The following is a 24,879-nucleotide window of genomic DNA, read 5'->3' as shown; positions in this document are numbered from 1 at the left end:
TCACGGGTCTCGATACTCACGCGAGGATTAACGCGCTCATAACAGACACTGCCTGTTATGGTAATTGTTGGTACAAAACATCCAATATAACCAACACCACTTTCAAAAGATGTGATTTAAACAAATATGGCAGAGAAACGTAACGTATTCCTTGTAGGCCCAATGGGCGCAGGGAAAAGCACTATAGGCCGACATCTAGCTGATGAACTTCATTTAGAATTTTTCGATTCAGATCAAGAAATAGAACGCAGAACAGGTGCTGATATCGCTTGGATTTTTGATTTGGAAGGTGAAGACGGTTTTCGTAAACGCGAAGAAACCATTATTCACGACCTAACAGACAAGCAAGGTATTGTGCTTGCAACCGGTGGCGGCTCAATTGTATCAAGTGCCGTGCGAAACCGTTTGTCGGCGCGTGGAATTGTAGTCTATTTGCAAACCACAATTGACAAACAAGTCGCACGCACTCAGCGTGACAAACGCAGACCCTTGTTGCAAAACGATGATCCTGAAAAGGTATTAAGAGCGCTTGGTGAAGAACGTAACCCTCTTTATGAAGAAGTAGCAGATTACGTTATTGAAACAGACGATCAGAGTGCGCGTGCAGTCGCCAATCAAATTATTAGCAAAATAGGCCTATAAAAGGTACACATACTCAAAGGATAATTAACATGCCAAGCATAAACGTAATTCTTGGTGAACGTAGTTACCCTATTGCAATTGAAGCCGGCAGCTTGCAAAGCGCCGGTTTTTTGTTGTCTGCAATAAAAGGGAAACAAGTTGTTGTTATAAGCAACGACACCGTTGCACCGCTGTATTTAAGCACCGTCATAAACTTACTAGAACAAGCTGATAAAGAAATCTCTAGTATCATTTTACCTGATGGTGAGGCACACAAGACGCTTGCCAGCTTTGAACTCGTCATGGGTCAATTACTAGAGCGACGCATATCCAGAGACGCATGCATTGTCGCTTTAGGAGGCGGTGTCATTGGTGATTTGAGTGGCTTTGTCGCGGCTTGTTATCAACGTGGAATCGACTTTGTACAAATTCCCACTACCTTGTTATCACAAGTCGACTCATCTGTTGGGGGTAAAACAGCTGTCAATCACCCCTTGGGTAAGAATATGATTGGCGCGTTCTATCAGCCTAAAGCCGTGCTTATTGATCCGCAAACGCTAAGCACCTTAGCTGCAAAAGAGTTCTCAGCGGGTATGGCTGAGGTTATTAAATATGGCATTATTTATGATAAGCCATTTTTCGATTGGATAGTTAAACGCAAGGCAGAAATACAGCAACAACAAGCTGATGCACTCAGTACAATGATTGCTCGTTGTTGCCAAATAAAAGCCGACATTGTCAACCTTGATGAGAAAGAACACGGCATTCGCGCACTCTTAAACCTAGGCCACACATTTGGACACGCAATAGAAGCGCAAATGGGATATGGCACATGGCTCCATGGTGAAGCTGTAGCTGCTGGCACAGTCCTTGCTTGTGAGCTATCTGTAATGCGTAATCAAATGTTAACGTCAGAATTACGACAGGTAAGCGAACTATTTACCTACTTTGACCTTCCTATTACAGGGCCTTCAAATATGCAGGCAGATGATTACATTACGCATATGCAACGAGACAAAAAGGTATTAAGTGGCACCATGCGATTTATTTTACCCATTGGGTTAGGCAAAGCGCAGGTAGTAAGCGACGTTACACAACAGGAGCTTAAACAACTACTTAATGGAGAATAAGCGTACGATGCACAAGCCGTGTTTAAGCGGCTTGATGCAGGTACAAGTATTTGGGTATAACGCTAACCGTGTCAGAACTTCACAAACGACTTTCCCATCTTGTGAACTACTCATCGCAACTGATTTTTGTCAGCGGTAAATCTGTTGCAGATCAGCAGCGTACCTTGAGTGATTTCTTATCAAGTCAGCAAGTTGATACCGAAATCTCGTTTTTCACAGCGTCAAGTTCAAAACAAGCCAGCGATTATCGCGGTAAAATTTGTCGCCAACTTGGTGGTCATCAAGTTGGCAGTTTCATTCGTCCTCTACAACAACTACTGGGTGATCCCCAAGACGGTCTATCAAGTCAAAACGGCCCCTACTTGGTCTGCATTACGCAAGCCGAAGCCCTTGAAGAAAGCTTTCTGCAAGAGTTGTGGGATTGGGTGATGCATTCCCAACAATCAGATCAGAGCATTCATTTAAATATAATTTTGTTTGGCGAGTCTGCTTGGGCAGAAAAGGCACAAGAATGGTTGCCAATGCATAACAGCCATAAACCGGTATTGTTGTCGAGTGAGTCCGTCAACCCGGTTGGTTTTGATGTCAACGCTCTTGAAGCACTAATGGCTGATAAGTCATCATGGTTTAGTACCTCAAATCAGCCATTGGTAAGCAATCGGTGGTTTATCGGTGGCATATTGTCAGTGTTTTTGCTGGTTTTTGTAAGTCTAATGGCGTGGCAATACCCAAGCCAATTTTCGTCACTATTAGCAGGCGATGCTGAAGCGGCGTCAAGCTATGAACCCGAGCTAGAAAGCAGTACAGATGAACAAGCTTTTGAAGGTATGGCCCAACGTCAAATTATTGTAGATGAAGCACTCAACGAAACCAGCTTTACTAAGACTACATATCAAGCACCACTTGAAGTGGTTGAATTAGAGTCAACTACGAGTCAAAGCACAGAAAGCGATAAGCCCGAGCAAACAAGCACATACACCGATGCTGCACTGGTCACTTCTTGGACAAAATCAGCCGACAAAGCAAAAAGCATAAACAAAGATATGACACTTAAGGCACCCGTTTTGGTGTCTGCAGCTATGCAAAGTGAGAGCAATAATAACGCAGATGAGTCACTCGCTCCTAGCAGTACGATTATTGCCTTGCAAAAAGAAGCCTTGCCTCAACCCAAAGTGATTGCAAAGAACGTCACAAATAATCCAGACGGCGATTTTCAAGTGCCTGATATTATCAGTGTTGAACAGTTAGACGCCCAGTTTACTAGTCAAGAAGATATACAAAATGCATACACCTACAATGCTAGTGCAGAAATGAGCGAAGAAACTGAGCAAACTGCTTTAGCTCAGGCGCAAGACCAACAAAGTGATTCCGGTGTTGACTATCAGTTTGATGAAACCACACTATTGTCGTTGCCGACCGACGCTGTCGTATTACAATTGTCTGGCATACAAAACCCCGAAGTACTCCAGAACTATCTTAACAATAACAATTTGAAGGCTTCAACTTGGGTTTACGAAACTCAGCGTTATGGTGGACCTTGGTATGTCGTGTTATATAGGCAGTCATTTGGCTCTGTTGACGCAGCGCTTGATCAATTGACAACACTGCCAGAAGATGTAAAGGAAGCGCGACCTTTTGCAAAAAGCATTAACCAAATACAGCAAGAAATTAGCCGCAGATAAATTATGCGTGACAAAAATCCGTTAATTTGTAGGCCACGGGTAGAATGGATGTCTTTGCTATCTAAAAACCTATAAACTATAGTTAAAATTCTAAACAGATAGTGAGTCAAATTTGACGACAAAAGCTAACAAGAACAAATTGGCTTATATTGGAGCTAAGCCAGGGGCAACATCAACTATCAAGCGTGATTCAGATTCATGGTTCACTCCGCCTGAATATATAGATTCTGTTAGGGCTGTATTAGGAAATATCGATCTTGACCCTTTTTCGTCTGAAAAAGCAAATGAAATTGTTAGAGCAACTCACATTTTCACTCTTGAAAATAGTGCATTTGATAATGATTGGGATATTGTAAAAGACGCGAAAATATTCATGAACCCACCGTATTCAGCAGGATTATGTGGCCGTTCAGTGAATAAATTTGTAGACCAATATGAAGCACAAAATTTCTCAGAAGGTATTGTGCTCGCAAATAATGCTACCGATACGAGGTGGTTTAGTGCCCTTGTAAACCACTGCACTGCAATATGCTTTACTAACCATCGTATAAGTTTTTGGAATAATGATAGAAAGAACGTTTCAGGCAATACTCGTGGTCAAGCTTTCTTTTATTTCGGAAAGAGAAAATCAAAATTCAAAAAAGTCTTTGAGAAGCATGGCTTTGTGATGAATCCCGCCAAATAATATCTAGCACAAAGTGTCATAAAGTTAAAAAAATTGAATACCGATTTAGTAGGCATTTAGCAACTAAAAAGCCCCCTGTTTCACCTTCCCTATCACCTATTATTAAAGGCGACAGGTAGGTAACACAGGGGGAGCTTGTAGCTTCAACTCTTGTTCGACCTACGTTCAGAGTATAGCTTATTCGCCTGGTTCAACATATAAACCAGCATCATTAATAATCCAACCTAACGCTTCTAAGGTCGCTTTTGCTTCAGCACCTACTTCGCTATGGAAATTAGCATTTGCATTAATTCTAGCGCCAGACACTTTGTTCTGTGCAGCCCATCCAACCAGAGTAGCATCCCAGTTTGCAACGCTCATACCAATGTTATTAAAGGTGTTTTGCGACGTCCCATTTGCCGTTGTCAGTCTTGACATATCCCAGCTAGGTAGTGCTTGGTCGAAGCTCACCGCATTCAAAAACATATGCCTAGCGTGAGTCAAAGAACTCGTATCCCACATATCAAGTGGCTGATTAAAGTTAGTCGCGTTGTTGAACGCAGCAATGAAGTTAGCTTGGCCTTTTATATCCCAAAGGCTAATATCGGGATTAGCTTTACTTCTCAGCATGAAGCGGCGGTATATTCCATTTGCTGTCGCATTAGGATCTTCATACGTTCTAGTCACGTCAGGAATATCAGTAGGCCACTCTTCAAATGTTCCACTGTCCGCTAAACTCCATTGAAAATCACTATATTCAATATCGCCCCATTGCTGAATTGAGACAACTTTCATTAAATCTGGCGTACGAAATTGATGAAACTCACCGCTAATAGAAATAGTGTATGTGCCCGGCACATCATAAAAATGCGTAATTGATGGGTCAGTTAAATTAGTTTCTATATTGCCATCGCCCCAATCAACGTCAAAGTCATAAGTACGTCCAGCATTATAGACCCCTAACACAAAGGCATTGCTACCACTAAGCGTGGTACTTGGAAGTCCCTCATTATCAACAGAAACAGAAGTATCTACAGTAAAGATAAGCGGACGTGCATTTTCAGCTGTTATTATTTCAACAGTTCTATCTGTACTTACCGTTTTACCTTGAGTATCTGTAACAGTGTAAGTTAATGTATAGGTACCAGGTGTAGTATGGTCAACTGTGCCTGTAGGTGCAGGAACCGTCATATCGCCATCTTCAAGATCAACTGCCGTAGCACCAAATTCGCGATAAGGGCGACCAACTACATGGGTTATTGTCTTTTCACCCCTTAAAGTAAGCACTGGTTCACTGGGATCACCAATAACCGTTACGATACGATCTAGCGTTGACGTATTGCCAGCAGAATCAGTGGCAGTGTAAGTAATGGTATATACACCCGCTTCGTCATTGTCTACAACATCGCCTGATACTATAACTGCAACTTCACCACTTCCGGTATATGATTCAAAATCGTCTAGTGCTGTTGCACCGCCGTTTTCTTCCTCAATGTAGTACTCATCGCCATCTTTGGTAAAGGTAATTTCAGCGTCACCATTCAAAGTAATAACGGGTGCTGTTCTATCAATAGCTTGTACAACGGTAACAGTTCGAGTTACAGGAATTGCAGCATTGCCGTCATTATCAACTGCATGAAAGGTAATTATATAATCACCCAACACACTTGTGTCGACCGCATCGATACCCACAGGTTGCAGACTCACTGGACCGTCAACAAAATCATAAGCGGTAGCACCCGTTTCCATATAGGGTATACCCGATTCGAATGATTCAATAGTGACATTGGCCGGGCCTGTTAAGGTTATCACTGGCGGCGTCAAATCACCGCTGGTAGTGTCGCTCTTTCCTTCACCCTCAATACAGCCAAACAACATAGTCAGCCCTAGGGTAAAACAAACAGCTTTTACTATATTTTTAGGTTTAAAAGCCGAAAAAGACATGTTTTTCATAAAGTATCCTTTATTAATTTATATATATTTCTATGCAAGCTGTTAAGTTACTTAGCCTCTATAAAGCTAGGCGATAACAACAATGCAAGATATTAACAACGCTATTTTGAAGAATGACATATAGCGTTGTTAAGTTGAGACTTTGTAAGCATTTAGCACTAAGTCTCAACACGAATCGCACTGATTAAATTTTAATTCACCTTAAAACTTGTACAGCATACCTAATTTGACATTACGCCCATTGTAATCAACCGTGTATGTTCTCCAATCAGGAGCACCATCTAATGCGCTACCTTCTGAAAGCAGACCATCTTGTTCTTGTAAACGTGTAATAAAGGTACGGTTATAGGTTTTAGTTAAGTTAGTAATGGAGAAATTAAGTGATAGTTTTTTACTCACTTTATATCGAGATGAGAAATCAACCGTTGCACGATCATCTTCCCAGATTGCGCCATCCCAAGAGTTCGAATTTTTAAGTCTCTTAGAACGATAGGCATAGGCAAGACGAAGAGATAGACCTTCATTTTCCCAGTACAAGGTGGTATTGACTGTATCTTTAGAGGTGTTTTGCATAGGGAATCCATCTAACAAGCTTGCTGTTGTTTGTTCGCTATCATCACCATTTTTGTCGATATAAGTCGCTATACTGTCAGTGTAGGTATAGTTAAATATAATACCAGAGTACTGTAAAAATCCGGGTAAAAAGTCAAAGTCTTGTTGGTATGACGTTTCTACACCAAAGATTTCACCGCCGTCACCATTTAACCATGTAGTAGTCTCTACACCTTCAATAATTCGACCACAATGTAAGTCTCGGAAAGGTTGCTGATTGATACCATTTTCCAATCCTGCGGCTAACTCTTCTTCCGTTCTAATATTGGTGGGGAACTCTGATGCATCAGCACATTCACTCAACGGAAAACCACGTTCATCGGTTCTACGATACGTCATTGATTTAAAGTCTTTATAGAAAGGTGCAACAGATACCATCGCGGTGTCTTTAAAATACCATTCCCATGAGAAGTCATATGCAATAACTTCAGTCGGATTCAAACTTGGATTTCCGCCAGTCGCAACCGGTGTATTTCCTTCCGCTCTGGCAGTAATAAGGTAGGCTGGAATTAATCGAGACGGTTTAGGCCTTGACATATTTTTTGAGATACTAAAACGCACTAGCATCTTATCGGTGATATCGTAGCGAGCATTGAAGCTTGGTAAACCAATACCATAATCAATTTCACCAGTAACTACATCGGTTATATCGAAGTTAGCGCCAGTAAATCCGCCTGTTGTTGACACTATATTGCCAAAATCATCTTCTACAGGGTAGGCATCTGGATCCCATTCTCTAAAACGAAATCCTGAGCGACTACTTGCCTCGGCTTGCGTCTTACTGTAACGATAGCCAAAATTACCTCTTAAATCACCATCAAGGAACTCGTAGTTAAACATCAGGTATACAGCTTGTGAGCCAAATTGAGTATTAGTCGGTTCATCATCGTCATATGCATCGCTGAAAGTGATGTTTGGATCTGTTCTTGATGTAGCAGCGTAAACGTCTGGCCAAAAATCATTATAAATAGCATCAACATTTGGAAGATCCCAACCGTTAGTCGTACCACCAATCACGTTTGTTAAATAGTTGTCTGCTGGAAACGGTCCTGGATAATCAGCAACTGTCACTTCAGATGCTAGTTTTCCATCTGCATTGCGGGTGGCATTAGGATCGTCAGGGTCACCTAAGTTAGCGTAAAAGCTTAACGCTTCACCCTTTCTTTCACGATCAATAACCTTCGCCCCAAAAGAAACCCTAGTTAGAGGACCAAAGTCAATATCGCCTTCCACATCAAATGAGAAGGTAAGGCTTTGATCGTCAATATCTTTAACAATAAATTGTGCACTTTGAATAGGTAGGTTTGCACTAGGGAAGTACTCACCATCAGCTGTGCCGAATATAGGAGTGAGTAACAAGTTACCGTTTTCATCGCGCCAATCAGCGCTTGCTGGCTGTTTATTAGAGCCACCATCGGGATTAGAAACGTTCGCGTTAAATATTATTCTATTAGACTCTTCAATAGGCCACTGCTGAGTAGAATGGCTGTAACCAACTTTTGCATCTAATGTCCACGTGCCATCTAAGAAAATATGTTGATAATTTAGACCAATAGTATCGGTGCTTGTGTTAATTGGCTTTCTCCATACGACTTGGCGAGCTGTCGCATTAGGCCCTGAGAATTGTAGTGAAGTACCATCTTCGCCAATAACAGCTGTAGGACGAATTATCTCTCCCGAAACATCTGTAGTCGTTGTATAAAGTTGCTGAATGTTAAGATTATACTGTTTGGTCAGCTTTTCTCTTTCTGAATGGGTAAGGTCTACCCAAAAACTTGAATTATCGTTTATTATGTATTGCACAGTCGACGATAAACTAAGAGTCTCTGTTTCATTGAAAGAAAGGTTTCTTTCATAAGCATTTGGGTCGAAAGCGGTTGTTTGGCCTTGCCCTGGAACAAATAGAAAGTCAGGTATACCGTTACCATCAAAATCAACGGGGGTGTCTTGAAGCCAATAGTTTTCACCTAATGGATTGCCCGCTGTATCAACTGCGGTGGCGGCCCGGCGATATTGCCATTTGTAATTACTGGTCCTGTCACCACGTGTTTGCTGCTTTGAATAATTTAGAGAAGCTGTCATGCCGAAGCTTTTAGAAAAGTTTCTACCAAAAGCAAAACCTAATTTTGGCGAAAATTCTTCGGATAAATCATTGTACACACCGCTAAGACTAAGGCTTGTTCTTGGTTTTTTAAGATCCAGCGGTTTCCAAGTATTTAACTTAATCGTTGCCCCTAAACTACCTTCATCTTGTTTAGCCGTGGCACTTTTAATAACTTCGATAGAACGTAACATATCAGCAGACATATTCGAGAAATCGACACTGTTGTCATCACCACTGTTGGTCATGGTCACGCCGTTCATTTGTACGTTATTATAACTACCTTCAACACCCCGAACGGTAATTTCTGTACCTTCACCATCTTGCCTATCGATACCAATACCGGTAATACGTGACATTGCTTCTGCAATGTTTGAATCTGCCATTTTCCCAATATCTTCTGCAAAAATAGAGTCACTAATATTTTCTGAAAAGCGTTTGTTATTTAATTGTTTTGTCGCACTGCTCCTAAAACCACTGACTTCAATAATTTCTGTGCCATCTTCAGTCATTAAACCGTCTTCTATTGCTTGGGCTCTAGCGGCTGCTTCCGCCTCAGCTATAGACATATCAACTTCTACTTCAGTCTCCTCAGCGCTATTGTCTTGCTGAGCATAAGCTGCAGTATTACCTAGCAAGACTAGAGCAATAGCAATCGATAATTTATGTTTCAAAAAGTTAGACTTTTTGTAATGAGTTTGTTTAGCCATATTTATTTCCATTACAGTGTTGTGCGTTTAATTTAGCATATCCGAATGTGTCTAATTAAATATAATAGGCCATTGTGAATATTAATTCAACAGTAAATGTAAATTTTGTAATGTTATTGTAAAGAAACAGTAAAGGGCCAAAATATAACCTCAAGCTATTGATTTTTAATAAAAAATAAATTAAATCCAGGACATGAGGGGGAGAAACATGGAGTATTTATTTCAAGTGAGTTTTAAATGAGCTTACTCTGCATAGCGATAACTCAAAAGAGCACCGCTTCACACTTTTCCTAAAGTTTTTAAGGCCTTGGGGGATTGACTAGCGACAGTGTAGTTTGCAAAAAGAAAGGCCATTTCATGCGAAATCATTCAGTTTGAGCGGATATTAATTAATTTAGAAAAAATTATATATAATTGGGCACAAGCTTTAAATTACAGTCACTTAGAGAAATAGCGAATAATTGTAATTAATCAATTTGTAAAAATCTGAACCGAGCTAAATCGACGAGCCGTAAAGATTGCTCCTGTCAGCTCCCCACAAGATTGCGTTGAGGAAATATCTTTTTTTAGGGCAACAGACGGACTATTTTCTAATGCATAACAAGAGCGAGGGGTGGCTGCATTTATATCAAAAAAGGACCTAGCCCCAACCCATATACCTTATGCGCAAATAGATAAAATAGTCTTAACCCCTCAAGGCTTAATCAAAAGCCTTGTGACATTTCCCGCTTAAGCTCATCTTTATTAATTCGATTTTTGTCACTTTGAACTAAAGGTAGCGATCGCTTAAAAACAACCTTACTGGGTAGCATATAAGATGCTAAGTGTTTTTTCAGCTCAAATAAGATTTCCTTTTGAGTAATTTCTTTGTCTGCCGAATACACCATCACGACCTCTTCTTCAATCTGCTCATTATCCATACCAAAAACCGCGCATTGGTTAATTTGTGGAATGTTTTTAGCCACAACAGATTCAATCTCGAAGGGGGAAACCCTAAAGCCGCGCGTTTTAATCATATCGTCATGGCGAGATACAAAATAGAAGTAGCCTTCTTCATCTTTGTAAACATAATCACCGGTAGCCACCACGATTTCATCGCTCAACTTTCCTTCCAAATCGAGGACATCACTTAGTATCTCTACTGATTTAAAACGCATAGCGGTTTGGTCAGGTGAATTCCAATAGCCGCGATAAATATAGCCACCGCGATGAATCAGCTCCCCTACTTCTCTAACCGCGCACTCTTTGCCGTTTTCATCAATAACGTAAAGCTCAACGTCAGGAATAGCTTTACCAATAGAATCGGGACGGATCTCAATCTGAGATGGATCTAAGTAGGTTGAACGAAAAGCTTCTGTCAGTCCGTGCATAGAATAGAACTTGGCCTGAGAAAACTGTTTCTTGCAATCGCGGATCATGCTTGCCGAGACATTACCCCCAGAAGACGTAATTGTCCTAACGCTGGCAAATAACTCTGGACTTGGTAGGCGCTGATTACCACCTTCAAACATCTGGGAAATATTAAAGGGCATCAAAGGCAAAACAGTGACTTTATCGTTAATAAGGTGGTCAAAGAAATCACCCGGTAAGATAAAATTGTGCAAGGCCAGAGTGCAGCGCTTATATAAAGTACAGAAAATTTGATTTAAGCCATAGTCCAAATTGAAAATCAGCAAACCAGAAATAACATCATCAATCTGTAAATCCAGATATTGAGATACTACTCGCGCCGAATCTATTAAGTTGCGATGAGAAATAACTATCCCTTTTGGCGTGCCCGTAAGACCAAAAGAATAAGTAATCAAAGCATTTGCATGACCATTTATACTGCATTCATAGGGCTTGTTATAATATTTATAAATTTCTTCAAAAGAAGCGATTTCACTTCGAGTCGTTTCATAAGAGACCACTTGTCCAGAAAAATTACTCTCATCAATAGCACTGAGATGCTGTTGATCAGTCAATACACACTTAATGTCGCAATCATTAATAATGTATTCAACCTGCTCCGATTTCAAAAACTGGGTCATGGGCACAAGTATATGATTTGTAGACAATACTGCTAATATGGCCACCACTTGATCGATACTTTTTGATGAGTAAATTCCGATTCGGCTGCCCTTAGGTAAATCAAGCTCGTCCAGGTAGAACGCCACCTGATTAACACGGGTAAAGAGTTGCGTGTAAGTCAGGTCTTGGTTATTCAATACTATGGCAGGCTTTTGGGGTTGAGATTTCACAGCTGCTTCTAGGATCGCTCGAATACAATTTATTGACATGCCTGTAACTCCTTTGCACCCAATGTCCAAATATCGTACTTGTTATCGATGATAGACCGAGGTTTGTGTTCAGAGGTTAAAACCTTTTTATAGAAGAAAGCGACAATATTCTCTACTTCTTCTTGGTTTAATACCTTAGTTATACCACCGGTGAAAACAATAGAATTAATCGCCAGTAGTTTTAAATTAATATAAGCCTTGCGGTAATGGGAAGTTTTACACAGTACCAAAAAGATTGCCAACTGCATCAGTATTTTGGTCGCACGCTCGCTATGCTCCTCAAGGATATTTTCGGTTACCTTTAAATGCATCAACAATTCATAAACAAATTCATTGTCTTTTGCCGAAAAAATCAATGACTCGCGGGATTTATATACGCCCAACTTTTTAAAAACCAAGCGATCGTATTCGTTCTCGGTGACGATATTCTCATCGACTAAATCTTTTGAGTAGTGAATATCTGTGGTGGCGCCGCCTATATCAAGCAATATAAAGGGGTCGACTACAGAAAAGCTCGCATCTATATGTGGTAAGGCTTTATTGACAATGTAAGGTGTCGAGAAGATTTGATTATTTGTAATGCTGTACAAATGCTTTATGTCTTCTTTTCCTTCGATGTCTTGCTGGTACAAATTAGTTAGGTAGTTCTTGAGGTGTTCTTCTACAATATGAAGGCGGTTGTCGATAATATTAGGCAGTACCACCACATCCTCAATTTTAGCTTGTATGGCGGGAGCGTCTTTTTCACTGCCAACAAATACAATATTTGAGTAATTAAGCTGCTCTAGATAGTTGAAAAGGCTTTCGCCAAAAAGCTCACAATGACTATCAATACCGCCGACAATAATCACCACGTCTACCAATTCACTGGGCACAGAGTAGTCTGCTATATTTTGATAGAGGATGGTATCAATAATATTAATACCAGAATTAAAGGCAATGTTGGTTGCATACTTTAACGAAAATGATTGCGTAACCCCAATAATCAAAGTACTTAAACCGCCATTAGCAGAAGAACAAATGTGCACATCATCTTTGTCAAAACGCTTCAAGGTATCGCCGCACTTATTCACGAGATCATCAAGAATATCCCGATTAAAATCACGAAAATGTTGTTCGATATGACCTTCAGTACTGACTTTCATGTAGGTACTGCCCACATCAATCAGTAATTTTTCTGTGGTTTTGCTCATTGCATAATTCCTATATCGTGAATGATGTCGTTAACGATACTGGTCGTGTCTTTAGATAGGTCGCATTTAGATTTATGAAACTCATAGCAGCGATCGGGCATGGGTACATTGCCTCGTTTAATGATACGAATGTTCTTTTGAGCATCACGTAGCGTTATCATCTCATTGTGATTTATAATATGTGGAGAAAAAGGTACGTCAATGATGCCACTTTTAATGCAGTTGAACACTTTGCGCCAAAGGGTATCGGCAGGATCATTAAACACAGCTTCCATGATGGCTTTCACTTCAAGTGTCAGAATTTCCTCTTCTTCTTCGTCAACAACAGTTGGCAACCCGTTTAGAATACGCAAAGTATATTGGGTATTTGCGACCGTTTTAGCATTGGCTTCTTTGGTGGGAATACCCACCGCTTCTTCACAGGTCTTGGTGATAATTTTATCTGCCCCAACCATTGAAGCAATCACCGTTGACATATTGATGAGTTGGTCAGCGTAATCACGGTTCATCGGAAAAGCGCCCATCCATTGGTGATAAACCAAATGAATGTCAGCATCGCCACAGTTTATTTCTTTGGCGTAGTGGCGAGCCAGTTTTTTAAGCACCGCGCCAGTCACAATATCTTGCATCATCGAGCCCTGTTGAGCAAAAGATACCGAAAACGATTTCACTCCTTCTTCAAGAGATAGCAGCATTTCTAGCAGTTGAATCACTATCGTGATTGAGGGAGGCACCATGGTTGCTGTTAGCGGACCAAAAGATTCGCGATTAATAGGCTCGTTTAACTTAGAGTAATCTGCGCATACACGTTCAACATACTTCCAGTAAAGAAATGCCTTATCGAGCGGGAAGTTTTTAGAATATGGCAGTAAATAGGTAATTGGGCCGCCTTCAATTTCAAAAATACCTGAGGCAATCGCTGTCTCAATTAACAATCGTGCGTCAGGTGTACCGTGACGAAGGCTAACTGGCTTGTCAAAATGGGTAATCATTTTGCGCGTAGTGCGATAACCGTGGGTAACTAAGGGGTAACCATTTAGCATATCGATGTTATTTTCTTCACTAAGGCGAAGCATTTTTTGCGCAGTTTGATAATCGTTTAAACGGGTATTTGAATCAACGGTAAGCGGCAAAACATCAACATTGGCCTTAAGGAAAAATTCATAAAGTGCATATTGTTTTTCGTAGGTAGGGAAACCGCCGCGCGGCTGTACCAACATTTTTTTATTCTTATTTTTTTTAAAGTGGTGAGAAATAAACAATTCTTTGCTCGCGTTTTTAACAAAGTCTGTCACCTCGGCAAAGTCAAAAGCATCAACAAATTCATTGCTGAGTATGATTTTTCGCTCTTCCTGCAATAAACTCATTGGTTATTTCTCTCTATCGTTCTTTGTTCAAGGTAAGTTTCGAGCATATCTAAACCGGTATTGAGATCAATTTGGTGGCAAACCAGATCAAAGCCATAATTTTTATACTTGCGCTGAATTTCCTCAGGATCACCACGGCCTACCACAAGGTTGCCACCTATCATCATGACCACATCGTCGAGCTTTTTGTACTGGGTTAATAGCGGTTTAACTTCTCTGCCCCAACCTTCCGCCTCACCGTTTAGAGACGAAATCATAAGAACATCTGCGCCTGTTTCAACAACAGCATCAAAAAACTCTTCCAAATAGGTGTTTACGCCCAGATTAAACACTTCGTAACCTCTAGCGCGTAAGGACAGATCTATCAAGCGGTTGGCGACCACATGAATATCGTTGCCAACGACCCCGGTAACTACCTTCATCAATATTGCACCTTTGAAAATTAAAGGACGCAATGTTACCAAATATTTATACAAAATTACTAAATTTCTATGCAAATATTTGCGCTTCAATGATAGAATTTTTAGCCTTTTTAAAGCAGGACAATAGTAATGGACTTTTTTACAGCAGATATTTGTGATGAATACCCCGATAAAACAAATGTATTGGGCCCCGGCTACCAACATTTTGGCGGAGTAAATAAATGCCATGGGGTGGTGACTACCATCAAGCTGGATAAAAACAACGCCGATTTAGTGGCGCTGCTGCGCGACGAAGAAGGTGATGGCAAAATAGTGGTAGTAGATGTTGATGCGGCATACTTTGCGGTAGTGGGTGAGAATTTGATGAAGTTCGCTCACAAAAACAATTTCGCAGGCATCGTTATTAATGGCTATGTGAGAGACACCGAACAAATTCAAGATATCCCAGTAGCACTTGTTGCTTTAGGCACCTGCTCACGCAAATCTATACCTGTCACAAAAAGCGAGCGCGGTGTAACTGTATCCTTTGGCGGCGTAAACTTTAATGAAGGGGATTATGTTTATATCGATAACGATGGGGTCATCATTACACTTGAGAAAATCATTTAGGCCTTCCTCAGAGTTTCATTATTAAAAAGCCCACTGCAAGGTGGGCTTTTTGAGTTTAGTGGCATTATAAATGCCAATTACAAGACCTTAGCAATCGAGTCAGTCAAATAGTCGATATTGTCAGGGGAAATACCCGCTACATTGATTCGGCTAGAGCCCACAATATAAATACTGTAGTCATCTTGCAGACGCTGAACCTGCTCGCCATCAATCCCCAGAAAAGAAAACATACCATTTTGGCGAGTAATAAAGCTAAAGTCTTGCTGCACGCCCTTAGCCGCTAAATTACTAACCAAGGCTTGGCGCATTTGGCTTATGCGCTGGCGCATAACTTCAAGCTCACTATGCCATTGGCTACTAAGCTCATCAGACCCTAGAATAGTTTCAACCACTGCTGCACCATGAGCAGGAGGCATAGAATAGTTAACGCGCACAACTCTTTGAATAGCAGAATAGATAATATCGGCAACGCTACTGTTTTTAGCAATTAATGAGCAAGCGCCAATGCGATCGCGATACAGACCAAAATTCTTAGAGCATGAGCTACAGACAATAAGTTGCTCAACCTTGTCGGCTAACAAACGTAATCCATAAGCATCTTCATCTAGCCCTGCACCAAAACCCTGATAGGCAATATCGACTACCGGTAAAAAACCAATTTCATTAGCAAGTTCGGCGAACGCTTGCCACTGCTGCTTATTTAAATCCATACCGCTAGGGTTGTGGCAACAAGCGTGCACCAATACAGCATCATCTTTAGAGACTTGTTTTAGTGCGTCCATCATTCCTTCAAAATCTAAGCACTTATTCTCGTAGTCATAATAAGGGTAGGTTTTAACGTTTAGGCCTGCAGCGGCAAATACACCTTCGTGGTTGGCCCAAGTAGGGTTACTCACCCAGATTGTCGCACCCGATTTGCAACGATTAATAAACTCACCAGCAATACGCAAGGCGCCCGTGCCACCAGGAGTAGAAATCGTTCTTACGCGATTCTCTTTTATTGCCTTATGGTCGCCTCCTAGCAGCAGACTAGCAATACGATCATTAAACAAGCCAGAACCAGCCGAGCCCAAGTAAATTTTAGTTTCTTCAAACTCTGTACGAAATGCCTCTGCGGCCTTAACACAAGCTAAAACAGGCGTTGCTCCAGTCTCGTCTTTATATATACCGGGGCCAAGATCAATTTTTTGTGGGTTGTTATCGGCTTTAAACTTAACAGATAAACCTAAAATGGGATCTGCTGGGGGTTGCTTTATCGTTGCGAACATAAGGTTGAGTACCTCTCCTAATGGGTATGAATAAAGTTAGGCTGCATATAAAGCCTCTAAGGCCTCACAAGCTGGAGCATAGGGTTGCATAAATATGTGTATTATACCTAAGCGGGGAAACTTAGCTATCATTGGCCTTATTGAATTATAAGCTTATCGTCTAATCTACGCGGATGGGGTTATCTCATTGCTGCTCAGCAATCATCTTTTTGCATCTAATGGTGATACTCAATTGTTCCTCTTGTGACTTATTTACCCAATTGGTAATTTCAGAGGCCTTCCTAAAGCAGCCCTTGCAAATATCGTTGTTGTCGATTTTACAATTGCCAACACAAGGGCTCAGTATATTTACGTTATTTCCTATGTACATGTCTGTTGCATCATACTCAATTTAAAAAAACAATAATTCACTAGCATGTTTGTAAGTAGAGACCCCAGATTTACATTTTATTGTAAATATCTAACATAGATCTCGGATACTACGCCGCATTTTACCTTCTACCTAAGCCATAGCTTATTTATTCAAACATTCTAATATATTTATAGATGCCAGTAAAAACAAGAAAGCTACATTTTATTTTGAAGACAGTTCTAAAAATAGTCAATTTACTTATGAGACTAAAAACTGATGCTACTAAAAAAATTACTAGTTCTTACGGCGCACAAAAGTAACAAATAATTAACAAATAATACTTAAGTATAATTTATTTGTTTTATATCTAAAAACACACCAATCTTTAAATAGCTATTCATCTCCATCTCACCTTAAAACACATAAAAAACAAACAATAAAACATATTCAAACTATCAATATCAAGATCCTATTTAATGATTAACTGTATATAAAAACATCTTGAAGATACCGGGCGCCCATGTGATTATGTTTACAGGTTGTTAACTTTTCGTTACACCACTTACAAGATAAACACTTAATTAAGCACCTCACTGGATACACGCTATGTCAAAAAATAAACCGCATAACCGATTCGTAAAAACAAATTTATCTCTTTTAATCACCAGAAGCTTGCAAGGGGCGGCTTTGTCTGTGTTGTTAGGTGCTTCTCATTTTTCAGCGCACGCGCTACAGGAAACAAATACAGAGAACCAAGCAGAAGAAGATACAGAAGTTATCCAGGTGACGGGGATACGTTCTAGTTTAGATAGAGCAAAATTGTTAAAACGTGATGCTAATACCGTGATAGAAGCGATTACTTCTGAAGATATTGGTCAATTTTCTGATGACAGCATAGCGGGTGCTTTGCAGCGCGTCCCAGGCGTTCAAATAGAAAGAGATGATGCAGGAACAGACGGTGATCGTGTTTCAATACGGGGCCTTGGCCCTGAGTTTGTTAATTCGACCATCAATGGGCGCACCGTGCTTTCAGCGGGTAACGAAGGCCGAAGTCTTCGTAAAATGAATTTTAATGTGTTTCCACCTAATATTTTAAGCGGGGTGACAATCGCAAAAGGACAAACCGCCGCCGGCCCTGAAAGTGGATTAGCCGGGCAAGTAAACCTGCTAACACTGCGGCCACTAGACATGCCTCAACTAAGTGACAAAGATAGTTTAGGCATGGTATCTGTTAGAGGCACAACGCACGATCGCTTTGACGAAAATGGTTTCACGGTTAATGGTTTGTATGCGCATAAAAATAGTGCTGAAGACTTTGGTTTTTATATTGCAGCAGTCGTATCTGAAGACGTAACGTCTCGGGATCAAATCTTCCAAAATTATACTACCCGAAATATTAGAGTTGAAAATAATGGCACCGCCGGCTACCAAGAAGGTGAGGATAATCTGATATCAGGCGTTTCGGTCCCCAATAGTACTAACTTTAGACCTATTCGAAGTGCCGCAGATCGCGCTTCGCTGTCAACAGGTATTCAGTGGCATGTGAACGAAGACTTTTCGGCGACATGGGATTTTACCTATTCTAAATTCGCAAACAATTCACACCGAGACAATCTGCAACTTTTGCAGGGTGGTGTATGGGCAAATACTATATTTGAACCCGACGCGATAGAAATTGATGAGAACAATGTACTGCAATACGCAGATTTTTCTAAAGCCATTGTTTCTGGGAATATTAACAGTCGTATTCAAACAATGGAGTTTGATAACGAAACAGACAATCTCATCACAGGATTAAATTTAGAATGGAAGAAAGATGATTGGACCATATCGGTCGATGGTTATATATCTACCTTAGAGTTTACTCAACTATTACAATTTCCAATCTTTAACTTAAGTGATTTAGACGAAACTAGTTACTTTATTGATCTTCGCGGTGAATATCCGAAAGTCGCTAGCTCTGCTAATTTCACTGACCCAGACGCAGCTTTCTTTACTGCCACGTCTCGTGACATCGACGTTGCGGGTGACAATGCCGGTCTTAAATTGGATATTGATTATGACTTAGATGGTGAGATAGTGCGCTCAATCGAGTTTGGTATGAACTATAACCAAACATCACTAGAAGTTGAACGCCGTCAAACTGCGCTACAATTTCGTGACGCCACATTAGGCCCAGAAATTACCGATGCTATTAGCGCAACAATTGATGGCACCTTAAGACCAAGCGGCTTTTTTGCTGGCCAAGGCGTAACTCCCACCACATGGTTGCAAGCTGACTTTAATGATGTTGTCGCTATCATTCCAGGCCTTAGTGACCGCGTAGAAGCCGTTAGAGACCAAGATACTTATGACGCTGAAGAAAAAACTTTAGCTTTTTACGCTCAAGCTAATATCGATGCAGAATTTGCTGGCTTACCCGTAACCGGAAACATAGGTGCTCGCTACATTAATACAGAAAATACCTCTAACGCTTTAACCCAGGTGGTAGGTGCAGATAGTGTTTTCACTGAAGTCGGTAATGACTACTGGACTTTCCTTCCTAGTGCCAACGTTAATTTTACCCTCGATAAGGGATTAAAACTCCGATTGGCTGCTTCAAAGACATTGTCTCGCCCAGACTTTCAAGATTTATCGCCTATTGGTAACATCAATCTGCCTGATAGCACGAACCCTGATGCATCTGAAATTGGTGTAGCTACTTATGGTAATCCTGACTTAGACCCGATGACCTCTATAAACTTTGATGTCACGCTTGAAAAATACATGGAAAACGATGGAGCGATTGTTGCTAGTATTTTTTATAAAGATGTTTCAGATTTTATTATTAGATTCTTGAACTCAGAAGTACCACTGCAAGGCCAAGACCCGTCGATTTTGTTTAACGTTACTCGGCCGGTTAACTTTTCAGACGGTTCAGTTACCGGTTTTGAAGTTGGCATTTTCCAACCTTTAGATAAGTTGCTCCCAGAACTCGAGGGCTTTGGTTTTTCTGCGAACTATACCTACGTAGATAGTAAGTTTGAGGAAGATGTGGGTAATGCAGGTTTTGGCTTTCCCGGCACCTCTGAGAATAACCTAAATTTAATGGCCTATTATGAAAATGATGATGTTACTGCTCGGGTGTCTTTCATTTGGCGCGATGCATTTTTCCGAAGCCTAGCAGGGACTGGTTCACAAACAGCAACAGCTCGATTTACTGGGGAAACAGAAAGCTTGAACATAAATCTAGCATGGCGCGTGACTGAAGATTTAACCTTAAGCTTGAACGGTTCTAACCTTACCGACAGTATTCGTCGTGACTACATAGGGTATGAAACGACCTATCTTGATGCTTTTGCAGCAGGACGGCAATATTCGTTAACCGCGGCTTATAAGTTTTAATTTTACTACCTCAATACCAGGTGATATTCGATGTGTTTTCGAGTATCACCTTATTTATCTTGCCCTGCTGATTATCTACTTTCAATCCCTTGCCTGCATAAAGCCAAGCCCCTAAATTCATGCTAACAAATTCATTATCGTTGCCGATAACGCTATAGACGTATATAGGATTGATGTAAACTTGAAATTGACTTCTTAAATCCTAACTTTACAACTTCTGTTTGTTTACTTGAAATGCTAATAACGCGCTTTATATTCAATAGGATTAGCTGTTCTCTATGCCAATGAACCACCTTACAGTTTGTGTCAGTTTCACCCTTTTAGTGGGTGAAGGAAGACGGGTATGATAAGCATCAATGGATTACTTGCCAAAATGCTTGTTTTGGTGATAGTAGTAGCAGTGATATCGCTTGGGGCCTCATATACCTTCGTCACGATGCAACAAAAAGAATCCTTTTTAGAGAATATCGAAAATATTAAGGATACACATCAACGTTCTGCACAACTTTTATTTGAGCAACATTTACAAGACCAAATACTTTCTGCACAAGAAATCGTTATGTTGAGCGGCCTGCGCAAAAAAACAAGCCATGATATACGTCCATTTTTCAATAATATCTGGCCAAATGTTCAACTTAGTTATTCCCTTTCGTCAATGTCATTTAGTAACGGTCAAGACAGCATTGATTTTGGACGTTTCCCTGAAAGTGACATGCGACAATTACAAGCAGAAACAAGAAGGTCCTTGCGTCCACGAAGCGAAATAATTTGTCATTTTTTGTGTGAGTTGACCGCAACTATTCCGGTGAAAATCAACAATGAACAGTGGTCTTTTTCGATTCTGACAGACATAGCGCCTTCGATCATCTTTCTGCATTCGGTTTTAGGAAGTGACATTGGCGTTGTCTCTCCTTCGCAGCCTATTTTTGCAAACAGTAATAGCTTAAGACATTATGTAGTTGAAGTTATGACGGGAATCGAAAAAAATAATGACTTATTTTCAATTGAGCTGACCGATGAACAATTTAGTGTACTCGAAAAAGAAGGCTTAGAACTGAATACAAACGATCATAAATACTTTGTGTGGTTTGAGACCGTTGCCGGCATTGGGCAAGATGTAGAGCTCATGTTTATACGCGACATTTCACTTTTAGCCCAGCAACAAAGCAATCAAAAACAACAAGTTATCGTTATTTTCATTACCTTAACGTTTGGCGTTTTATTTTTTCTTATTTTGTTTTCAATTATCCCCATATCTCGTCTTAACCAATTAAAGCGGGCGATTAAGTTGATTGGCGCAAAAGAATATAATATCGCACGATATCGATTGGGTAGCCCGTCTTCATCCTATTTCAACGACGAATTAAATGAACTAGAAGACGAATTTAGGCATGCTATAGATTTACTAGAAACCTATGAACAACAACTAAGTAGTTCACAAAAGCGTCTTGTGCGCCAAGCAACCATTGATGCGACCACCGGCCTGTATACTCGCAATGTACTAATCGAAGACTTAGGACAAATGGCACTAGACAGTGCTGTAAACGATGTAGCTATTTTCTTTTTAGATCTTGATGGTTTTAAACCTGTAAACGACAACTTAGGCCACGAAGCGGGCGATATAATGCTGAAAAAGATTGGCTACCGTTTAAAAGGTGTTGTCAATAAAAGCACGAAAGTCTATCGAATTGGTGGAGATGAATTTGTAATTTGCTACTGGAACTATGGCGGTAAAAATGCGCTGGGTAAAATGGCAGATTCAGTCGTCGACCTATTTTCTGCACCGTTTCATATCTATGACACCAGTATAAGCATTAGCGCAAGTATTGGTATTTGCATGCAAGAAGCTGATGTAATAGACGCAGACCAATTGCTTCGTTACGCAGATATCGCAATGTACCAAGCAAAAGAAGGTGGCAAAAATCGCTATGAGTTTTTTGATGACTCTATGCGCGATGCCGCTCAGCGAAGATTTGTGGTCAAAAATGACTTTGTTGCCTCGCTTGCATTAAATCAACTCTTTGTTGTTTTTCAACCCATTGTTAGCAGTCGTTCTCGAAACGTCATAAAGCTTGAAGCTCTTTGTCGTTGGCAGCACCCGGATTTAGGTTTTATACCCCCGCCGATATTTATTGATGTTCTCGAAGAAAGCGAGAACATGAATACACTATTTGAATGGATTGTGAAAAATGTACTCGACGAAATAGACTATTTAGATTCCATTAACCGTAATGACATCGTTATTTCGATTAATTTGAGCCCATCTCAGTTGGTCAACGACGACGCTTTAGAATTAGTCGAAAGGATGATCAATACACGCGGAGTGAGTGCATCTAGGATTGAATTGGAGATAACTGAAACCTCGCTCATCACCAACTTCGCTCAAGCCAAAAGCTGGGTTGAAAAAGCATCTTTGCTTGGCTTTAAAATTGCAATTGATGACTTTGGTGCAGGCTATTCTTCTTTATCCTATTTAACGGCTTTCCCATACGATACCGTAAAATTAGACCGTTCATTGCTAAACAATATCGATGTCGACAAACGACAACAACGTATCGTTGGTTCGCTAACGCAAATGTTGCATGGTTTATCTGTTCCCATTGTGGCGGAAGGTGCTGAAACAGAAGCGCAGTTTGCGCAATTGCGAGCTTTAGGTTGTGACTACATACAAGGCTTCTTAATTTCTAAACCTATCCCGCATTCGGATCTGGTTGTTTTCTTAAAAAGCTGTGGAGTGGATTACGTGCATGAACACTGATATTTACGCGCTAGGCAATAGTAAATTGACACCAAACCAAATACTCAAGATGAAGACGATTACCATTATAACGCCAACAATAATGAAGGGAACTATTGAAAAGGTGTTAGCATCTTTGACATATTGCCGCTGAGATTGGACGCCAAAAAAACCAGCCATCACACTACGAATAATGCCTAACCAGCGCTTTAGTGTATTCATTTGCGAGACAATAGCTCGAGCAAGTCAAGATAGTGAAATTCAACTGAATCAGAACGTTTGAAAAGCCAAGTTAACCAACCGATTTGTTGATTGTTGCGATTGCAAACCGAAAGCGGTTCAGTTCCGTCATTACTTGTCTGTTTATTATTCGTGGTGTCAATGATCACATTGTTATGTAGGGCATTATTGTGGAACACGTGGTTGCTCAAACAAGGTTGGTTTGCTTGGTTGAATACGGCGCTAATGATAAACACCATTGCTCCGCTCACGATGGTTGCTGTTGCAAACATGCTGGTAGGAAACCGCTTTTTGTTTTTCATCGCATTTACCTTATCATTTACGTTAACCACGCAGGCTTAACGATAACAAACTGTTAATGTTTGTGCCGAAGTCCGTTTCACTTTCGTGTTGTAAGACAAAGTTGCCTTTAAACGAGAAACGCCTAGCACGCTTAACAGCGTATCTGATTATTCACAAGGCAAGAAACACCCTGAAACAATTAATAGAATTAGTTTACAGTAAATACGAAAAAACGCCAGTATGCGATCTATACTAAGGTTTAAATTTATGTTATTCGGTTATTTAAAACTCGATACCCAAGTGATCAAAAAATCACTTGGGTAAAGGCTAGTTAAGCTTAAAGGCTAAACGATTTACCGATAGTGAAATAGACAGACTCATCATCATCTAAATCACTGCCGCTTATTACAAGGCCTACGCCTGCATCAAATCCAGCCATTTCAAATCCATAACCAAACTCGGCATATTCACCAGAGAAATCTTTACCGAAGCTTCCAACTGTTGCGCTAAAGCCTTCGTGCTCAAAACTAATGCCTACGAATGTGTAGTCAGCTTCAGCAATTTCGAGTCCTGCATCATCTGCTTGCTTACCAATGGTGTACTCAAGGCTAAATTGACCAAAAGATGCACCAAAGTTGATTTCATCATAACGGCTATCAAAGTCGCCAGTATAAAGATAGGTAGTAACGCCTGCACTTAAGCCAAAACCGCCGTCAAACTCGTGGCCGTAACCAGCATATAAATCGACTTCAAGACCATCTTCAACGTCAGCACCCCAAACGCCAGCATAAAAACCGCCGTCTTCATAATCTAAACCACCATTAGCAGTAGCGGTGCCATTTTGGATAATACCGCGGAAGTGATATTCGCTCATCAGGCCAGCATTTGCTGATAATTCTGCCTGTGCTTGCGTGGCTAATAATGTAGAAGCGACCAATGTTGCTGCGATTGTAGCTTTAGTTAATAATTTCATGTGTGTTCTCCGTACTATGTACATAATGTTAATAAAAAAACGGGTTGTCGCTAATTTGTATTATTATTTGTTTAGTTGATAGCAATGGCAGTGCCAACTTAACAAAAATCTTTTAAAAACCATTAATTACAACAACTTACACTAAAATACAATTACTTTAACTAGTATTTTTGATATAAATTCTTCCCCTATAAACAATATTACAGGTGATTTGTTGCACTATTATGTGGCGTCATCACCATTTTAGAGCAAGATTGGATGCTAATCTTGCACCAATACGCAAAATAATTGTCTTTTTTA

Annotated in this window: 18 protein-coding genes; 7 read left to right on the top strand and 11 right to left on the bottom strand. The window is 40.4% G+C overall.

The window, feature by feature from the left end:
• Positions 1-126: 126 nt before the first annotated feature.
• The 4 genes from aroK (at position 127) to AC0L6H_RS08155 (ending at position 4,118) form a co-directional block, all read left to right on the top strand.
• Complete coding sequence (aroK, locus tag AC0L6H_RS08170; protein WP_473393685.1) at positions 127-642, top strand: shikimate kinase AroK; 516 nt, start codon at positions 127-129, stop codon at positions 640-642.
• 29 nt (positions 643-671) lie between these two features.
• Positions 672-1,751, top strand: a complete 1,080-nt coding sequence (gene aroB / locus AC0L6H_RS08165; RefSeq protein WP_473393683.1) for a 3-dehydroquinate synthase — start codon at positions 672-674, stop codon at positions 1,749-1,751.
• A 50-nt stretch (positions 1,752-1,801) separates the two neighbouring features.
• Positions 1,802-3,433 (top strand): DamX-like protein, encoded by a 1,632-nt coding sequence (locus AC0L6H_RS08160; RefSeq protein ID WP_473393681.1) that lies wholly within the window; start codon positions 1,802-1,804, stop codon positions 3,431-3,433.
• A 112-nt stretch (positions 3,434-3,545) separates the two neighbouring features.
• Positions 3,546-4,118, top strand: coding sequence for a DNA N-6-adenine-methyltransferase (locus tag AC0L6H_RS08155; protein WP_473393680.1), 573 nt, complete (start codon positions 3,546-3,548; stop codon positions 4,116-4,118).
• A gap of 177 nt (positions 4,119-4,295) precedes the next feature.
• Here AC0L6H_RS08155 and AC0L6H_RS08150 read toward each other — a convergent pair whose 3' ends face one another.
• The 6 genes from AC0L6H_RS08150 to glmS all read right to left on the bottom strand — a co-directional run bounded on the left by AC0L6H_RS08150 (position 4,296) and on the right by glmS (position 14,734).
• Entirely contained in the window at positions 4,296-6,050 is a 1,755-nt protein-coding gene (locus AC0L6H_RS08150) for an immunoglobulin-like domain-containing protein (RefSeq protein WP_473393678.1), read from the bottom strand.
• Between the two features lie 201 nt (positions 6,051-6,251).
• Positions 6,252-9,473 carry a TonB-dependent receptor gene (locus tag AC0L6H_RS08145; protein ID WP_473393677.1) on the bottom strand — a complete coding sequence of 1,074 codons (3,222 nt, stop codon included), beginning with the start codon at positions 9,471-9,473 and terminating at the stop codon, positions 6,252-6,254.
• 704 nt (positions 9,474-10,177) lie between these two features.
• Complete coding sequence (locus AC0L6H_RS08140) at positions 10,178-11,752, bottom strand: AMP-binding protein (protein ID WP_473393676.1); 1,575 nt, start codon at positions 11,750-11,752, stop codon at positions 10,178-10,180.
• Positions 11,743-12,945 carry a glutamate mutase L gene (locus AC0L6H_RS08135; protein WP_473393675.1) on the bottom strand — a complete coding sequence of 401 codons (1,203 nt, stop codon included), beginning with the start codon at positions 12,943-12,945 and terminating at the stop codon, positions 11,743-11,745. Before AC0L6H_RS08135 ends, AC0L6H_RS08140 begins: the two co-directional genes overlap by 10 nt.
• On the bottom strand, positions 12,942-14,312 hold the full coding sequence (locus tag AC0L6H_RS08130) for a hypothetical protein (protein ID WP_473393674.1): 1,371 nt from the start codon (positions 14,310-14,312) through the stop codon (positions 12,942-12,944). The genes AC0L6H_RS08135 and AC0L6H_RS08130 overlap by 4 nt, the downstream gene beginning before the upstream one ends.
• Positions 14,309-14,734, bottom strand: coding sequence for a methylaspartate mutase subunit S (glmS, locus tag AC0L6H_RS08125; RefSeq protein ID WP_473393672.1), 426 nt, complete (start codon positions 14,732-14,734; stop codon positions 14,309-14,311). Before glmS ends, AC0L6H_RS08130 begins: the two co-directional genes overlap by 4 nt.
• 129 nt (positions 14,735-14,863) lie before the next feature.
• Between glmS and rraA the strand changes: the two genes are divergently transcribed.
• The gene (rraA, locus tag AC0L6H_RS08120) at positions 14,864-15,343 is read left to right on the top strand and encodes a ribonuclease E activity regulator RraA (RefSeq protein ID WP_473393671.1); all 480 of its coding nucleotides are present in this window, start codon (positions 14,864-14,866) and stop codon (positions 15,341-15,343) included.
• 77 nt (positions 15,344-15,420) lie between these two features.
• Here rraA and AC0L6H_RS08115 read toward each other — a convergent pair whose 3' ends face one another.
• Positions 15,421-16,611 (bottom strand): amino acid aminotransferase, encoded by a 1,191-nt coding sequence (locus AC0L6H_RS08115; protein ID WP_473393670.1) that lies wholly within the window; start codon positions 16,609-16,611, stop codon positions 15,421-15,423.
• A 184-nt stretch (positions 16,612-16,795) separates the two neighbouring features.
• Positions 16,796-16,981, bottom strand: coding sequence for a DUF1289 domain-containing protein (locus tag AC0L6H_RS08110; protein ID WP_473393668.1), 186 nt, complete (start codon positions 16,979-16,981; stop codon positions 16,796-16,798).
• Positions 16,982-17,569: 588 nt separating this feature from the next.
• Between AC0L6H_RS08110 and AC0L6H_RS08105 the strand changes: the two genes are divergently transcribed.
• Together AC0L6H_RS08105 and AC0L6H_RS08100 are read left to right on the top strand one after the other, a co-directional pair.
• Positions 17,570-20,347: a TonB-dependent receptor gene (locus AC0L6H_RS08105; RefSeq protein ID WP_473393667.1), complete on the top strand. Its 2,778-nt coding sequence runs from the start codon at positions 17,570-17,572 to the stop codon at positions 20,345-20,347.
• Positions 20,348-20,690: 343 nt separating this feature from the next.
• On the top strand, positions 20,691-23,105 hold the full coding sequence (locus AC0L6H_RS08100; protein WP_473393666.1) for a putative bifunctional diguanylate cyclase/phosphodiesterase: 2,415 nt from the start codon (positions 20,691-20,693) through the stop codon (positions 23,103-23,105).
• A gap of 3 nt (positions 23,106-23,108) precedes the next feature.
• On the opposite strand, the gene AC0L6H_RS08095 is transcribed toward AC0L6H_RS08100, so the two are convergent.
• The 3 genes from AC0L6H_RS08095 to AC0L6H_RS08085 all read right to left on the bottom strand — a co-directional run bounded on the left by AC0L6H_RS08095 (position 23,109) and on the right by AC0L6H_RS08085 (position 24,579).
• On the bottom strand, positions 23,109-23,306 hold the full coding sequence (locus tag AC0L6H_RS08095; RefSeq protein WP_473393665.1) for a DUF2970 domain-containing protein: 198 nt from the start codon (positions 23,304-23,306) through the stop codon (positions 23,109-23,111).
• A complete protein-coding gene (locus AC0L6H_RS08090; RefSeq protein WP_473393664.1) occupies positions 23,303-23,626 on the bottom strand; it encodes a hypothetical protein in 324 nt (107 codons plus the stop codon). The genes AC0L6H_RS08095 and AC0L6H_RS08090 overlap by 4 nt, the downstream gene beginning before the upstream one ends.
• Before the next feature lie 317 nt (positions 23,627-23,943).
• Entirely contained in the window at positions 23,944-24,579 is a 636-nt protein-coding gene (locus AC0L6H_RS08085; protein WP_473393663.1) for a TorF family putative porin, read from the bottom strand.
• Between the last annotated feature and the right edge of the window lie 300 nt (positions 24,580-24,879).

It is taken from the genome of Glaciecola sp. G7-5, from assembly GCF_055808975.1.
This window is presented reverse-complemented; position numbering and strand designations above follow the sequence as displayed.

What these genes read in the sequence shown, in the direction of transcription:
- aroK (WP_473393685.1), top strand. Translation starts at nt 127, where the DNA reads ATGGCAGAGAAACGTAACGTATTCCTTGTAGGCCCAATGGGCGCAGGG.
- aroB (WP_473393683.1), top strand. Translation starts at nt 672, where the DNA reads ATGCCAAGCATAAACGTAATTCTTGGTGAACGTAGTTACCCTATTGCA.
- AC0L6H_RS08150 (WP_473393678.1), bottom strand. Translation starts at nt 6,050, where the DNA reads ATGAAAAACATGTCTTTTTCGGCTTTTAAACCTAAAAATATAGTAAAA.
- AC0L6H_RS08145 (WP_473393677.1), bottom strand. Translation starts at nt 9,473, where the DNA reads ATGGCTAAACAAACTCATTACAAAAAGTCTAACTTTTTGAAACATAAA.
- AC0L6H_RS08140 (WP_473393676.1), bottom strand. Translation starts at nt 11,752, where the DNA reads ATGTCAATAAATTGTATTCGAGCGATCCTAGAAGCAGCTGTGAAATCT.
- AC0L6H_RS08135 (WP_473393675.1), bottom strand. Translation starts at nt 12,945, where the DNA reads ATGAGCAAAACCACAGAAAAATTACTGATTGATGTGGGCAGTACCTAC.
- AC0L6H_RS08130 (WP_473393674.1), bottom strand. Translation starts at nt 14,312, where the DNA reads ATGAGTTTATTGCAGGAAGAGCGAAAAATCATACTCAGCAATGAATTT.
- glmS (WP_473393672.1), bottom strand. Translation starts at nt 14,734, where the DNA reads ATGAAGGTAGTTACCGGGGTCGTTGGCAACGATATTCATGTGGTCGCC.
- rraA (WP_473393671.1), top strand. Translation starts at nt 14,864, where the DNA reads ATGGACTTTTTTACAGCAGATATTTGTGATGAATACCCCGATAAAACA.
- AC0L6H_RS08115 (WP_473393670.1), bottom strand. Translation starts at nt 16,611, where the DNA reads ATGTTCGCAACGATAAAGCAACCCCCAGCAGATCCCATTTTAGGTTTA.
- AC0L6H_RS08110 (WP_473393668.1), bottom strand. Translation starts at nt 16,981, where the DNA reads ATGTACATAGGAAATAACGTAAATATACTGAGCCCTTGTGTTGGCAAT.
- AC0L6H_RS08105 (WP_473393667.1), top strand. Translation starts at nt 17,570, where the DNA reads ATGTCAAAAAATAAACCGCATAACCGATTCGTAAAAACAAATTTATCT.
- AC0L6H_RS08100 (WP_473393666.1), top strand. Translation starts at nt 20,691, where the DNA reads ATGATAAGCATCAATGGATTACTTGCCAAAATGCTTGTTTTGGTGATA.
- AC0L6H_RS08095 (WP_473393665.1), bottom strand. Translation starts at nt 23,306, where the DNA reads ATGAATACACTAAAGCGCTGGTTAGGCATTATTCGTAGTGTGATGGCT.
- AC0L6H_RS08090 (WP_473393664.1), bottom strand. Translation starts at nt 23,626, where the DNA reads ATGAAAAACAAAAAGCGGTTTCCTACCAGCATGTTTGCAACAGCAACC.
- AC0L6H_RS08085 (WP_473393663.1), bottom strand. Translation starts at nt 24,579, where the DNA reads ATGAAATTATTAACTAAAGCTACAATCGCAGCAACATTGGTCGCTTCT.